The sequence below is a fragment of the Methylocapsa acidiphila B2 genome (assembly GCF_000427445.1).
GTDB classification, from domain to species: domain Bacteria; phylum Pseudomonadota; class Alphaproteobacteria; order Rhizobiales; family Beijerinckiaceae; genus Methylocapsa; species Methylocapsa acidiphila.
In genome coordinates, this window is record NZ_KE386496.1 from 3076930 (window position 1) to 3091291 (window position 14362).

Genomic DNA, 14362 nt, shown 5'->3' on the forward strand with positions numbered 1-14362 from the left:
TGCGGCCTCTGCGCGCGATCGTCAAGCCTCGCCGTCCGAAATCCCCGTATTCCCCGCTGCGAACGCCCGGCGATTAAAAGCGAGGGGCCCATCCGGTCCGGCTCTTATGATATTCGATGCGATGAAGCTCCGGGCGCCCGAGGATCGGGCGCAAGACCTTCGCCAGCCGGTCGGCGAAAGCGGCGGCGGAGGCCTCGCTAGCGACGAGATCTTGGCGCGTCTCGATCAGGACGCCGGCGAGGCCGCGCCGCGTGACCTCCTCGTCGAACGTGTCCCCTTCGAGGGCGCCGTCGTAGGGCTCATTGTCGCCGACGACGAGCCCGTCCTCTGCGAGCGCCGCGATCAGCGGCGGGGCCAGGCGCGGATCGCTGTCCCAGAGAATGCCGACCTCCCAGGGGCGCGCCTTCGTCCGCCAGAACGGCGTGAACGTGTGGATGGACAAGACGACCGGCGCGGGGCCGAGCGCGAGCATGGCTTCGATCCGCGCGCCGATCGCGGCGCGGTAGGGGCTCCAATAGAGATCGCGCCGCCTTTCGATTTCCGTCTGGCCGATGCGCGCATTGCCCGGAATGAGATTTCCGTCGGAAATGCGCATGACCAATGTCGGATCATCCGCGCCGCGATTGGGATCGATGAGGAGGCGCGAGAAACGGCTGAGGATCGCCGGCGCCTCGAAGAACTCGGCGAGGCGCCTGGTGATCCAGGCTGCGCCTATGTCATAGGCGATATGGCGTTCGAGCTGGCTCGGCGGCAGGCCGAGCGCACCATAACACGCTGGAATCGCATTGGTCGCGTGGTCGCAGATCAGCAGGACGCCGGCGTCTAGCCGTCCGTCGATCTGCTCGACCGTATCGTGCGGGGGCTCTGGACGTGGCGAAGCCGCCGGGGGTCTCTCCAAGATTTGCTCCGGGATTGCGGTCGAGGCGAGGGCGAACGGTCGGGAAAACGACAAATTGGATGGATAGACTATTTTCTCGGCGCGCGAAAATTCGACTTCGGCGCGGCGCGGAAGTTTCGCTTGCGCATTGACGCGAGAGACGGCAATCGTGCGCGCGCCGGGGCGGCGTTGGGGCGTCGAGGCGGCGGATTTTCGGGAAGTGACGGGCGAGCGCGATCTTGACGGCGATAAGACGAGCCTTTATCCCGCCCATCATCGCCCTCGCCGCCCTATTTGCCGCGACGGTCTCGGCGCGCGCGGACTTTCGCCTCTGCAACAATTCGACCGGCCGGGCCAGCGTCGCGCTCGCCTATACGGATGGCGAGACCTGGGTCAGCGAAGGCTGGTGGAACCTGAAGGCAGGCGCCTGCGAAGTGCTGGTGCGCGGCCCCCTGGCCGCCGAATTCTATTACGTCTACGCGATGGACGAGCGCGGCGGCGAATGGAAGGGAAAAGCCTTCATGTGCACGCGCGATCGTGAATTCCGCATTCTCGGGCGAGAGGATTGCTTCGTGCGCGGATTCGACCGGACCGGGTTCTTCGAGGTCGACACCGGCAAGGAAGCGAAGAATTGGACGGTTCAACTGACCGATTCCGGGCAAAATCGACCAACCCCTTGAGTTCAGGCAACGAGGCTTCAATGCGGCGTCTGCGTCGATGCAAGATCATAGCGACCCTGGGGCCGGCCTCGGCCAATCCGGGCATGCTTTCCACCCTGTTCCATGCTGGCGCGGATGTGTTTCGCATCAACATGAGCCATGCGACTCACGACCAGATGCGCGAGCAGGTCCGAATGATTCGCGCGCTCGAGGCCGAATGCGGCCGCGCAATCGGCATTTTGCTTGATATTCAGGGTCCGAAGCTGCGCATCGGCGCGTTTCGCGATCGCGTGGTCCGGCTCGCGAAGGGCGCGCGCTTCACCCTCGACAGCAATCCCGAGCCCGGCGACGAGAGCCGGGTCTATCTGCCGCATCCGGAAATTTTGCGCGCACTCGAGCCCGGCCATACGCTGCTCGTGGACGACGGCAAGGTGCGCCTCCATGTGATCGCCTCGACGCCGGACAGCGCGGTGGCGATCGTCGATGTGGCGGGCGAGATCTCCAACCGCAAAGGGGTGAGCCTGCCCGACACGGAGATCCCGGTTTCGGCCATCACCGACAAGGACCGCGCCGATCTCGAGGCAGGCCTCGAGGCTGGCGTTGACTGGGTCGCGGTCTCCTTCGTGCAGCGGCCGGAGGATGTGCTCGAGGTCAAGAAGCTCACGCGCGGCCGGGCGCTGGTGATGTCCAAGATCGAGAAGCCGCAGGCGATCTCGCGGCTCGACGAGATCGTCGAGATTTCCGACGGGCTGATGGTCGCGCGCGGCGATCTCGGCGTCGAGATGCCGCTCGAGAAAGTGCCTGGCCTGCAAAAGCGCATCAACCGCACCTGCCGTCGGCTCGGCAAGCCGGTCGTGGTCGCGACGCAAATGCTCGAATCCATGATCTCCGCGCCGGTGCCGACCCGCGCCGAAGTGTCGGACGTGGCGACGGCCGTGTTCGAAGGCGCGGACGCCGTCATGCTCTCGGCCGAGAGCGCCGCCGGCCAATATCCGGCTGAGGCCGTCTCGACCATGAGCAAGATCGCCGTGGAGGTGGAGCAGGACCCTTATTTCCGCGGCATCATCAATGCGCAGCGCGCCGTCGTTCCCGAGGCGACCGGCGCCGACGCCATAGCCGTGGCGGCGCGCAATGTGGCCGAGACGCTGGATCTGAAGGCCATCGTCGCCTGGACCTCCTCGGGCTCGACGGCGTTCCGCATCGCGCGGGAGCGGCCGCTCGCGCCCATTCTCGCGCTGACGCCGAACCGCGAGACGGCGGGGCGGCTCGCGATCAGCTGGGGCGTGCATGCGGTCGTCACCAAGGACGCGCATGACATCGACGACATGGCGGAGCGGGCCGAGGAATTCGCGGCGCGGGAAGGCTTCGCCAAGGCCGGCGACCGGATCATCATCGTCGCCGGCGTCCCCTTTGGCACGCCGGGCGCGACCAATATGGTCCGCATCGCCTTCCTCAACGGGAAGGCGGGGGCGGGTTAAAAGGCCCAGCGCCGACTTTTCTTCGCCTGCGCGGAGCCGCGCCGCTTTCGATTTTCTAAAGAACCGGGACGCTCGCCGGCGTCTCCTTGATGAAAATCTTGGCCGCTTCGGAGCCGGTGAGCGTTCCCGAGAGCGTCAGACTGCGCTCATCGTCCGACATCATTGCGACGATTGGAACGCCCCAGCTCGTATAACCCTGATCCCCCTTGAGCTTGACTTCGACGAGGATGTCGCCGTCGAGGACCTTCACATGACAGGTGAAGGGCGCGTCGAGCTTGGCGATCTGAATGAAGCCCGTGACCTTAACGGCGGTGTTAGGCTTCACCGTGACCTTTTCGGAAAAGCTCCATCTCGACGTCTCGGTGGTCGTAAAGCTCTGCTCGGCCGAGAAGCTGACCTCAGCGTTGATCTCAACATTGGATTCGCCGATGAGGGGCAGCTTGGCCTTCAGGCCGACCTTTGTGCCGATCTTCAGACCTTCGGTGAACTTGAAGCTCTGGCCGTCCTGGCGGGAATATTCATAGGCAAAGGTCGCTTCCAGCGGATCGTCCGGCGAGGCGTTCACATAAGTCTCCTCATGCGCCACTAGATCTTTGAAGGTCGGAGTCGCATTGCCATAGGCGAAATCCGAGATCAGCAGGCCATAGCTTCTTTGATAGAATTCGGTTGATTGCGTCTCGACCGCAGCGATGAGCTGTGCGTCTCGAATCTTGCCGATAGAGGTCAGATAATCGGTAATGCGATCGACCAGTGCGGCCTGGTCTATAGTCTGGAATTTGGCATGCAGCGCGGCGTTGATGTCGAGCTCGCCGCCAAGGGTCAGATTTTCTTTCGTAACCTGGATGTTCATTTTTCGATCTCCTATGTTGTCGCTTGCCGGCGAGATTGCCGTAAGGCGCGATCAGGAGATAGCTGTCTGCCTGCGGGCCGAAGGTGGGATTTCCCACGTTGCGAGGCTCTACTGTCGCCCGCTTTGACCTATTGTTTGTCGCTCGCGAAAGCGCCCCGCTCGGCCTCTGCAAAAGAAGCAACAATCGGGGCGTCTTACTCTGCGGCCAATTAACTACTCTCTTTCCTGCGAACGCGTGGAGGATTTTACGAGGGTTGCTTATGCGCAACCATCAACACGTTCTCGGATACTGCGCTCATCGGTGCGGGCTGCCAATATCGCCTTTTTTCAACGACGGGAGCGGATCGGATTGACGACGGGCGTTATAAAGCGTTGAGATGCGGCTTAACCTCGGGCTTTGCATATCGTGAGGGCGGACCTATGCGAACATCAGTTGATGGGTCCGAGATCTCCGCCGATTTTGGCGCCTTCGTCGACCAATCCCCATGCGCGCGCGATCCGACGGGGCGCGGGGCGTTGAGCGGGCTGACTTTCGCGGTCAAGGATTTCATCGACGTCGCCGGCTGTCGCACCGGCGGCGGAAGTCCGGACTGGCTCGCGAGCCATGCGGCGGCGGCGGTATCGGCGCCGGCCGTGGAGGCGTTGCTTGGCGCCGGCGCGCAGCTGATCGGCAAGACCAATATGGACGAGCTCGCCTTCAGTCTCGAAGGCGCGAACGCGCATTACGGCACGCCCGTCAATCCGGCTTGCCCGGACCGGCTTCCGGGCGGTTCGTCGAGCGGTTCCGCTGTCGCGGTCGCCGCCGGCCTCGTGGATTTTGCGTTGGGGACCGATACGGGCGGATCGGTGCGGACGCCAGCGAGCTTCACCGGAATTTTCGGATTTCGTCCGACCCATGGGCGCGTCTCCACCGTCGGCGTCGCGCCTTTTGCGCCGAGCTATGACACGATCGGCTGGCTCGCCCGCGATCCTGGTTGCCTGTCGCGCGTCGGCCGCGTCTTGTTGCTGGGTTCCGGCGACGCCGCGCCGATCAACCGATTGGTGCAGGCGCGCGACGCCTTCGCGTTCGCGGATCCCGCCGCCGCCACGGTGTTGCGCGCACGGGCGCGCGCCTGGGGCGCCGTCGATGAGGTCACGGTGTTCGACGGCGCCGAGGCTGAATGGTTTGAATGTTATCGAGTGCTTCAGGGCGCAGAAATTTGGCGATGCCTGGGGCCGTGGATCACCGCCAATCGGCCAAGATTCGGCGAGGAGATCGCGCCGCGCTTCGCCGACGCCGCCACGATCGGCGAGCCTGACGTGACGCGCTATCGCGCCTTCCGGCAAAACATCGCCGCGCGGCTGAGGGCGATGATTCCGCCTGGAACGGGCCTCGTGATCCCAACGACGCTCGGCGCGGCGTTGCCGTTGAAGACGTCGCCGGAAGCCATCGGCAGCTTCTACAAATCTGCATTGCCGCTCAACGCGATCGCCGGACACCCGGGCCTTCCGCAGGTTGCGATTCCAATTCTCCAACAAAACGCCTGTCCTCTGGGCCTGTCGATCGTCGGCGCGGCGTCGTCCGATGAAGCATTGCTGGATCTCGCGATTTCCTTGCATAAATCGGAAACATGACCGGCGAGCTCCCTCACAGTTCTCTTGGAGTCTGTTCAATGGCGGTTGATCTCGAAGTCGCTGCGCTTCACCCAAACGTTCCCGAGAATGTCAGTCTTGCGATCCTCGGCGCTATGGCTGCCGTGGCGGAGTCCGGACCGGCGCCTGCGCGTTCCGAGGACATCGAGATGATCAGGAGCGCCTGGAGATTTATCTTCGGCGAGACCTCCGAGCTAAATTGGACCGCTCTCTCGCGGGTCGAACCAAAATCGCTCGCATCATCTGTGGCGGATGCGGGCTTGCGCGAGGATGCGCTCAAGTTTCTAACCGTGATGACCTGTATCGATGACGTTCCCGGGCCGGCCAAGGTCGACTCGGTGCGCCGATACGCCGCCGCGCTCAATGTCGATGCTGCTTATCTGAACCTACTTAGTCTCGCCTCGGACGGGCATATGGACGACGCGCTCGCCGAGATGACGCGTCTCAACATGGACAGCATCACCAATGGTAAATGGCCGGGCGGGGACGCCAACGCCTGGCTGCTGCCCTACGCAGGGCAAGCCGCCGATCCTGTTCTGGCGTCGCGCTTCCACGCGCTATCGAAATATCCCTTGAGCAGCTTCGGGCGCGCGTTCCACCATCAATTCACTTCGAACGGCTATGAGTTTCCCGGCGAGGCGAAAGCGCTCAACGCCGGCTTTTCGGTGCCGCACGACAGCGCCCATGTCATCAGCGGCTATGACACCACGCCGCGCGGCGAAATCCTGGTTTCGGTGTTCACCTCGACCATGCACAAGCGTTTGCCGATGGGAGCTCATGTCCTTCCTGTGATTTTCATCTGGCATCTACATATTCAAATCAATGCCGTGGCGGGAAAAGCCGCGACCCCCATGGATCCGCAGAATTTCTGGTGCGCCTGGGCTGCGGGAGCTGCCAGCAAAGCCGATAGTTTCGCGCCGGAGTGGGATTTCTGGGCTCTGGCGGAGCGACCGCTGGCCGAGGTTCGAAAGATTTTTGGCGTGCCGACGGAGGGCCTCGAAGCATGGGCCGATGCGCAGGGCCTCGGGCCGGCGACGCCTTAACGCGACGCCTCAGGCGCACGCCGGCGACAACGCGGACGGCGGCGGCCTACCCCCCAAACAGCGCATCGAAAAAATTGCGCTCTCTCGGCTGCGCCTGTCGCGGCCGCTGCGGCTCCCCGGCATTTGGGATCAAGCCCGGCGGCACGAGACCATTGCTTCGGCTGCTGGCCTCGGCCGCCCTAGGCTCAGCCTGCGGGGCGCGGGCGATGGGCGCGGGTCCGTCGGCGAAAGGCCCGCCGGATGGCCGCGGCGGATTGATCGCCGCCGTCGGCCCCGCGGGATCGAACCCGGCCGGGGCGCCGCCCCCCTGCCATATCCCGCCCGGCAGCGGCTGCGGCGGCGCGCCTTGATGGGCGACGCGCATGAAGCGCGACCAGATCTCGACCGGCAGGCTGCCGCCGGAGGTCTTCTTCGTCGGCGAATTGTCGTCATTGCCGAGCCAGACGCCTGTCACGAGATGGCTTGTGTAGCCGATGAACCAGGCGTCGCGAAAATCCTGGCTTGTGCCGGTCTTGCCGGCCGCCTGCCAGCCGGGCAAATCCGCCTTGCGCGCGGTGCCGGTCAGCACAACCTCCTGCATCATGGCGTTCATCATCGCCACATAGGTCGGGTCGATCACGCGGCCATTGCTCGCGCCCTTGCGTTGATACAGAAGCTTGCCGCCGCTGGTCTTCACCTTGGCGATGATCTGCGCCTGCACGCCAATGCCGCCATTGGCGAAAGGCGCATAGGCGGTGACGAGCTCGAGCGGGGAGACCTCGCTGGTGCCGAGCGCGATCGAGGCGTTGGGCGAAAGCTCAGAGACGATGCCGAGCCGATGCGCGGTCTTGACGACCGTCTTCGCCCCGACCTCGAGGCCGAGCCGCACCGCGACCGTGTTCAAGGATTGCGACAGGGCCTTGGTCAGCGTGACGGGCCCCCAATATTCATGCCCGTAATTTTCTGGTTGCCAGCCCTTGACGTTGAGCGGAGCGTCCTCGCGCACCGAGGCCGGCGTCAGGCCCTTTTCGAGCGCCGCGAGATAGACGAAAGGCTTGAAGGCGGAGCCCGGCTGGCGCTTGGCCTGAACCGCTCGGTCGAACTGGCTGTCGGCGTAATTGCGGCCGCCGACCAGCGCCTTGATCGAGCCGTCCGGCTCCATCGCGACGAGCGCGCCTTGCTCGACGCCGAATTTGGTCCCCTTTTGATCGAGCTCGTCCGCGAGCGCCTTTTCCGCGGCGGCCTGCAGCCCGGCGTTGAGCGTCGTCGCGACGACTATGTCTTCGTCGATCGCCCCGATCGCATCGTCGAGCTCGTCCATCACAAAATCGGCGGCGTAATTGACCGAGCCCGCGCCTTGCTCGCGGACCGCCTGCGCTGGATGGCCAAGCGCGACCATGCCCATGGCGTCGGTGATGAAGCCTTCCTGAACCATGGCCGCGATCACCTGCGATGCGCGCTCGGTCGCGCCCGCAGGGTTGTGGTTCGGCGCGAGCTTGGTCGGCGCCTTCATGAGCCCGGCCAGAACGGCGGCCTCGGCCAAGGTGACGTTGCGGGCGCCATGGCCAAAATATTTCCGCGCCGCCGCCTCGACCCCATAGGCGCCGGAGCCGAAATAGACTCGGTTCAAATAAAGCTCGAGGATCTGGTTCTTCGAATATTGATGCTCGAGCCAGAGCGCCAGGATTGCTTCCTGAATCTTGCGTGAAAAGGTCCGCTCCTGGGTCAGGAAGAGATTTTTGGCGAGCTGCTGCGTCAAGGTCGAGCCGCCTTGCACCGCGCCGCCGCCGGTCAGGTTGCGCGCCGCCGCGCGCAGAATGCCCAGCGGATCGACGCCAAAATGCGAGTAGAAGCGGCGATCCTCGATCGCGACGAAGGCTTTAGGCAAATAGGGCGGCAGCTCGGCGAGCCGCACGGCCGCGCCGCCGGTGTCGCCGCGATTAGCGAGCAGAGCGCCGTCGTCGGCGAGAATGGCGATATTGGGCGGGCGCTTGGGGACCGCGAGCTGATCGATGGGCGGGAGCTTGGAGGCGTAGACCGCGATGACGATCGCGCCGGCGAGAAAGGCCCAAACCGAGAGCGTGGCCGTCCAATAGAGCGCAGCGCCGAAAAAGGAGCCGCCGCGCTTTCGCTGCCGTCCCCGCGGCTTGGCGGGGCGGCGCGGCTTGTTCTCGTCGCTGGCGCCGCGGCCCTTTTCGGCTGGGCCGAAGGTCGGTTCGCGGCGCTCGGCCGTCCTGCGCTGTGCCATGCTCGTCGCGCCGCCGTGCCGCTGATGCCTCTCGCCCGTCGCTGCCGGGACCGTGCATCGATCCTAATCGGGGCGGTTTAAGGGCGGGTAAAAATCATTAAAAGTCGAATGGACGCAAGCCCGCCGCCAGGAATTTCGGTTGGAGATGATGGGGAAATCGCGCGCAGAATGATGCGACGGCTTGCGGTTTGCGCGCGGCCGCGCCAAAGTCTCGCCCCGCCCAGGCCGGCGCGCTCACTCGCCCGCGGCGGATCGAACCGAAACGGATTGGACCGCCCGATGAAAGTCACTCTCGAACGCGCCGCCCTGCTGAAGTCGCTGGGCCATGTGCATCGCGTCGTGGAGCGCCGCAACACGATTCCCATTCTGTCCAATGTCCTGCTTCGGGCGGAAGGCCAGGCCCTGCTCCTAAAGGCGACGGATCTCGACCTCGAAGTGACCGAGCGGCTCGCGGCCGACGTCAGCCAGAAGGGCGCGACCACCCTGCCGGCGCATATTCTCTACGACATCGTCCGCAAGCTGCCCGACGGCGCGCAGGTGACCTTGGAGGCCGGCGGCGAGAGCGGCCAGCTGCAATTGCGCTCGGGGCGCTCGCGCTTCATGCTCCAATCCCTGCCCGACAGCGATTTCCCTGACCTCGCCGCCGGCGAGTTCGGCCATGCGTTCAGCCTCGCCGCGGCCGATCTCAAGCGGCTGATCGACAAGACGCAATTCGCGATCTCCAATGAGGAGACGCGCTATTATCTCAACGGCATTTTCCTGCACGCGATCGAGGCCGAGGGGCATTCGATGCTGCGCGCCGTCGCGACCGACGGCCATCGCCTCGCCAGGGTCGAGACGCCGGCGCCGGCGGGCGCGGCCGGGATGCCCGGAATCATCGTGCCGCGCAAGGCTGTGGCGGAAGTGCAGAAGCTCGTCGAGGATCCGAACCAGGACGTGCGGGTCGAGATCTCGCCGACCAAGATCCGCTTCACCTTCGGCCAGGAGGATCATTCGGAGATCGTCCTCACCTCGAAACTGATCGACGGCACGTTTCCCGACTATATGCGGGTCATCCCCTCGGGCAATGACAAGCGCCTCGTCGTCGAACGGGCGCCTTTCGCCGCCGCGGTGGACCGCGTATCCACAATCTCTTCCGAACGCGGCCGCGCGGTGAAGCTCGCCGTGGCCGAGGGCAAGCTCACCCTTTCGGTGACCAATCCCGATTCCGGCTCGGCGGTCGAGGAGCTCGACGTCGATTATGACTCCGCGCCGATGGATATAGGCTTCAACGCCCGCTATCTGCTCGACATCACCGAGCAGCTCGACAGCGACACGGCGTTGTTCAAGCTGGCTGATCCAGGCTCACCGACTCTGGTGCAGGATCGAGACGGCGCCGCCGCGCTCTATGTGTTGATGCCCATGCGGGTGTAGGGGGGGCGATCGACGACGGTGCCAACAATTAGCGCCGCCGCTCACCTTCGGTGCGGGACCGAGATTGAAATAATTTAGGCTTCGGATCGAGCGACAATCATCTAAATCGGAAACGAGAGCTAAACCACAATATGCTCGAGCTCGTCGAATGCCGCTACCAGTGCGGGGCGCAGCTTGTGAAAATCTCGATGTTTCAGACGGCGTGTTCCTGCAGCCGACTTAGCTGAACGGGGATGAGCGGTGAACGATTCTAGCCGCAGGCTGTGAAGATCCTCGAATGCTTTCATTGTCTTTGGCAAGAGCGACACAAGTGTAGGATGCTTAAGTGCAACGCCGTATTTCGGGTAGATCTTTCCGGGGCAAATTCTCCGAAAGACTACTTCAGTTGTTTTATCATAAAAACTGTCAAGACGGGTCATAAACGCGTCAATATCTGTCTCCTGAGTTTGTTTTATGAATATAGCCATTTGTTCTGCATGTTTGTGATCAGTACCAAATAACGTGATCCAGTTGTAATCTGTTTCCGGCCTTTTCAAGACGTAGGCAATAACGGAATTTATCATGCTTGGTGGTTTGCCGACGGATCTGATGAGCTTGAAAGTCTTCAGAATCATTTTGGCCGACTCAAATATGTCGTGATGAGGCTTATCCAACAGGATAGCTTCTTCGGCTAGTCTCGCAGCGGCGCACCGCGTAATCTCGCTTTCCTGAATCCGCATCGATTTATTCAAAAAATCCCGATAGCTTGGAGTCCCGAATTGGTCCGCGGTGAGTTCCCGGAGGATGCATTTTCTGACCCACCAATCAGTCTCACTATCGCGCAGCGTCTCCATTTCGCGAAATGTGATCGCCTTTGTCTGGATGGCCCACGCGATCAGCGCCTCTTTATAGGTCGGCTGAAGAGGAAGCTGACTTCTCGCGGGCCGCAATAGCCGTTGGGCGGCAAAATGCCCGAGCACAGCTGAGTCGGTGCTAGACATGCGGCCGAGGCAGGCGCGCAGAATGTCGCCGGTGACCGAATGGTATAGCTCTGGCTCCTTAAGGTATGTCGTTATCTCCGCGGCCAACCGAGTCGGTATGACTTTGTACCTTGAAAAATATGAGGAGATTGCGCCACTGTATTCTGGGTGTCGTTTAATAACCTTAAGAAGCCTTTCACTCAACCTGTAGTTAGGCCTAGCTTGTGCAATTAAGTATTTGAAGCGAGTGGACAGGAGCGGGTCTACGCGGGATCTGCGGGTTATTTCAAGAAGCCGCGAAGCCAGTTTTTTCTGATTCACAACGGGCCGTATCGACGGTTCTGGAGGTCGACTGACAGACTTGATTTCGTCATTTGGATTGGTGATGCGCCGGATATTAATTTTGGAGGTTTGCGGGAACAAACCGACTTCTTTCGACGAGAGGTCAAGAGCGATCAGCTTTCTCCGCAGCACATCCTCCGATTTGGCGAATATTTTTATATCGTCGACATACCGGATGTAGCGTGTGTTGCTGCCTCTTTCGCCAGCCTTGTCTATGTGCTGCAGAACTACTTCCGAAAGCATGCCAGAGGACAGAGGACCTTGAGGGATACCGTGTTCATGATAGATTGCTCCCCGTCCAGTGCTCCACGTGGATGAGGTCCATTGTCGTAGGCATTGCATCAATATTTTAATAGCATCTTCGTCAAGGCCGACGTCTTTGAGAAAATGTTTCAAGACGTGGTGATCGATTGAGTCGTAAAATGCAGCCAGATCGAAGTTTGCAACATATGTAAATCTATTCGAGTGTAACTCACGAATAGTTCGGGCCATAAGTCGATAACTATCCTGCCATTTAAAATAAAAGAATACAGAAGACTTACCCGCATACAAATGAGCAAACACGCGTTTTCTATATCTATGTTTTGTCTTATGTTTTAGTAAGTCTGAAATAATGTTTACGCATGCCTGATAGACAATTTGATCTTCAATCGTCAACAAAGTCAGTGGCCTCAACGTTCCTGATGGCTTTGGCACCATAACCTTTGAGGCGTGGTTCGGAATGTAACGATTAGAGAGACCATCTTTGCGCAGTTGCCGGAGCATAGTGTCAGACGAAAGAGCAAAGGCAGCATAAGAGTCTCTAAAGAGTGCCTTGTACCTAGCGTCTGGATTAGACAGTATCCAGCGGTAAGCTCGACGAAGATTTCCTAATTCAAATATCTTTTCGAGAGTACTCAACGATGCGTATCCTGGAGCAGGCTGAGCAACTCTTTTACATATGATGGGCCGCCTGCAACAAGCAAAATTTGGTTGGATCGTGACCAAATATAGGCATCAAGGCGCGGCATAGCGGGTGATATGGACAGGGTCAAAGAGCGACTAATCGCGCTAAGCAGGCTCCGACGTCTATCAAGCTGCGGTTGACGCTTCCGCCACGCGAGCATTGAAGTGCATGCCTCAAAAACCGCAGCATCCGCCCGGAGCCCCAATGCCTAAAATCAAAGGAAATCAAATCGCGCCCGGCGCGGTCATCGCCCGAGCCATCATTCACACAATGCCCAAAAGTAACGCTAGCGCCTAATCAATGTGCTGACCGGAGCGTCTTGGACGCCACCTGCCGCCAAGCTTCAAGGAAGGCGTCGCCTAGCCCATAATCCTCCGGCATGCCAAGCAGTAGGTTGATAAAATTGTCAACTGCGTATCGCTTAGCGTCATCAGAATTCAACGCAATGAGGTACACCGCGATCACATGCTCGATCTCTCCGACGCCATGCGGCTTATCACTGGAGCTTGTGCGATTGGCCGACCGACGGCAAGGGCGCTGATCTCGCCGCGTGCGGCCATCAGGCCGGCTGAATGCCGACCTTATCCTTTGGAAACCGCGCCAGGACTGCGGGGTCTATGTTGAGATGTTGCGCGACGAGATCGGGCGGCGTGTGGGTCAGCCAGTTTGACAGATCCACCTCCTGATATTCAGGCGCCTTGAAGATCACCAGAACCTGCAGGTCTTCCGTGCCCGTGTTCAGGATGTAATGGCCTTGGTTCCTTGGCACGACGCCGACGTCGCCGGGGCGGAAATCGAAGGTCGTCGCCCTCGGCCCGGCGTCGAAAACCGTCATGCGCCCCTGGCCTTTGATCCAGTACTGCCATTCGTCCGCATTGGGATGCCAATGCAGCCGCCGAAGCGCGCCCGGCTTGATGGTCTCGAGCGCCGCCGCGATCGTGGTCGACGCCTTGAAATTATGGCTGTCGGCCAGATAGATCGTGCCGGACTCGTTCTGCTTCACCGGCGTGGTGGCCGTGAGGGAGAAGGTGAAGGGCTGCTGCGCCTTTCCGCCCGCGCCCACGGCGGCTTGGGCCGCCGCAAGCGGGCCGGGCTCCTTGCCTTGGAAGATCCAAAGATCGTGCAGCGGAATGTTCTTGAAGGTTTCGACCGGAACCCCGAAATTTTGGGCGAGAATCTCCGGCGGGGTATGCGCGATCCAGTCCGTCAACAGCAGCGTGCTGAATTCGGACTGATGGGCGTCGTCGAACACGAGGAGGAATTCGGCTCCCTCCGGGCCGAGTCCTTGCAGCGCGTGCGGGCAGCCGGCGGGAAAGAACCAGAGGTCGCCGGGACCGACGTCCTGTATGTTGGCGTTGCCATTTTGGTCGAGCAGGGTCGTTCTGCACCGTCCCTTGGTGACGATGCCCCATTCATTGGCGAGATGCCAATGCAGCTCGCGGATGCCGCCGGGGCCAAGGCGCATGTCCACCCCGGAGACGTCCTTAGAGGCCGGAAACTCCGTGATCGTGACCTGCCGTCCCCATCCGCCCGCCTGGATGCGCTTCGGCATGATGTTGAATGAGGACCACAGCATCGGCATGGTGCCGACGTCTGTGGGAGGCGGGCTTTGAAAGGCTGGAAGCTCTCTGGCGAGCGCCGGATTTTGCGGGCCAGGATCGGAAATTGCGGCGGGCGAAGAGTTTATGGCGCCCTGCGGCGGCTCGTCCGGATTGCCGAACGCCGCGGCCCGGGCTTCCTCGAAGGAGAGGGCAGCGCCGCCGACCGCGCTCAAGGCCAATATTGCGCGGCGTGAGAAATCATCCATCGCTTAATCTCCTTCGGTGCGGAGCAATCGGCAAAATTTCGATTTTCCTCATCCTTGAACAGGCGAGCGGGCGCGCCGCGAGGAAGAGAAATGTTAGGCGAAACAAAATCGATGATCGCGGGGAGTCTA

Annotated in this window: 10 protein-coding genes; 5 read left to right on the forward strand and 5 right to left on the reverse strand. The window is 61.5% G+C overall.

Annotation, left to right across the window (positions count from 1 at the left end; translation table 11 throughout):
* Positions 1-73 precede the first annotated feature (73 nt).
* On the reverse strand, positions 74-898 hold the full coding sequence (locus METAC_RS24210) for an N-formylglutamate amidohydrolase (RefSeq protein WP_036256728.1): 825 nt from the start codon (positions 896-898) through the stop codon (positions 74-76).
* Between the two features lie 218 nt (positions 899-1116).
* On the opposite strand from METAC_RS24210, the gene METAC_RS0117140 reads away from it, so the two are divergent.
* Positions 1117-1557, forward strand: coding sequence for a DUF1036 domain-containing protein (locus tag METAC_RS0117140; protein ID WP_425338919.1), 441 nt, complete (start codon positions 1117-1119; stop codon positions 1555-1557).
* 20 nt (positions 1558-1577) lie between these two features.
* Complete coding sequence (gene pyk, locus METAC_RS0117145) at positions 1578-3014, forward strand: pyruvate kinase (RefSeq protein WP_026607981.1); 1437 nt, start codon at positions 1578-1580, stop codon at positions 3012-3014.
* A 55-nt stretch (positions 3015-3069) separates the two neighbouring features.
* Here the strand turns inward: pyk and METAC_RS0117150 are convergent, their stop codons facing one another.
* The gene (locus METAC_RS0117150; RefSeq protein ID WP_026607982.1) at positions 3070-3864 is read right to left on the reverse strand and encodes an ETX/MTX2 family pore-forming toxin; all 795 of its coding nucleotides are present in this window, start codon (positions 3862-3864) and stop codon (positions 3070-3072) included.
* Positions 3865-4284: 420 nt separating this feature from the next.
* On the opposite strand from METAC_RS0117150, the gene METAC_RS0117155 reads away from it, so the two are divergent.
* Positions 4285-5478 (forward strand): amidase, encoded by a 1194-nt coding sequence (locus tag METAC_RS0117155; RefSeq protein ID WP_084143730.1) that lies wholly within the window; start codon positions 4285-4287, stop codon positions 5476-5478.
* Between the two features lie 38 nt (positions 5479-5516).
* Positions 5517-6539: a hypothetical protein gene (locus tag METAC_RS25340; RefSeq protein ID WP_051335650.1), complete on the forward strand. Its 1023-nt coding sequence runs from the start codon at positions 5517-5519 to the stop codon at positions 6537-6539.
* A 46-nt stretch (positions 6540-6585) separates the two neighbouring features.
* Here METAC_RS25340 and METAC_RS0117165 read toward each other — a convergent pair whose 3' ends face one another.
* On the reverse strand, positions 6586-8766 hold the full coding sequence (locus METAC_RS0117165; RefSeq protein WP_026607984.1) for a PBP1A family penicillin-binding protein: 2181 nt from the start codon (positions 8764-8766) through the stop codon (positions 6586-6588).
* 279 nt (positions 8767-9045) lie between these two features.
* Here METAC_RS0117165 and dnaN point away from each other — a divergent pair, with 279 nt between their 5' ends.
* Complete coding sequence (gene dnaN, locus METAC_RS0117170; protein ID WP_026607985.1) at positions 9046-10179, forward strand: DNA polymerase III subunit beta; 1134 nt, start codon at positions 9046-9048, stop codon at positions 10177-10179.
* Between the two features lie 119 nt (positions 10180-10298).
* Here dnaN and METAC_RS0117175 read toward each other — a convergent pair whose 3' ends face one another.
* Positions 10299-12380, reverse strand: coding sequence for an RNA-directed DNA polymerase (locus METAC_RS0117175; protein WP_156898258.1), 2082 nt, complete (start codon positions 12378-12380; stop codon positions 10299-10301).
* A gap of 605 nt (positions 12381-12985) precedes the next feature.
* Positions 12986-14233 carry a cupin domain-containing protein gene (locus METAC_RS0117185; RefSeq protein WP_026607987.1) on the reverse strand — a complete coding sequence of 416 codons (1248 nt, stop codon included), beginning with the start codon at positions 14231-14233 and terminating at the stop codon, positions 12986-12988.
* Positions 14234-14362: the final 129 nt, after the last annotated feature.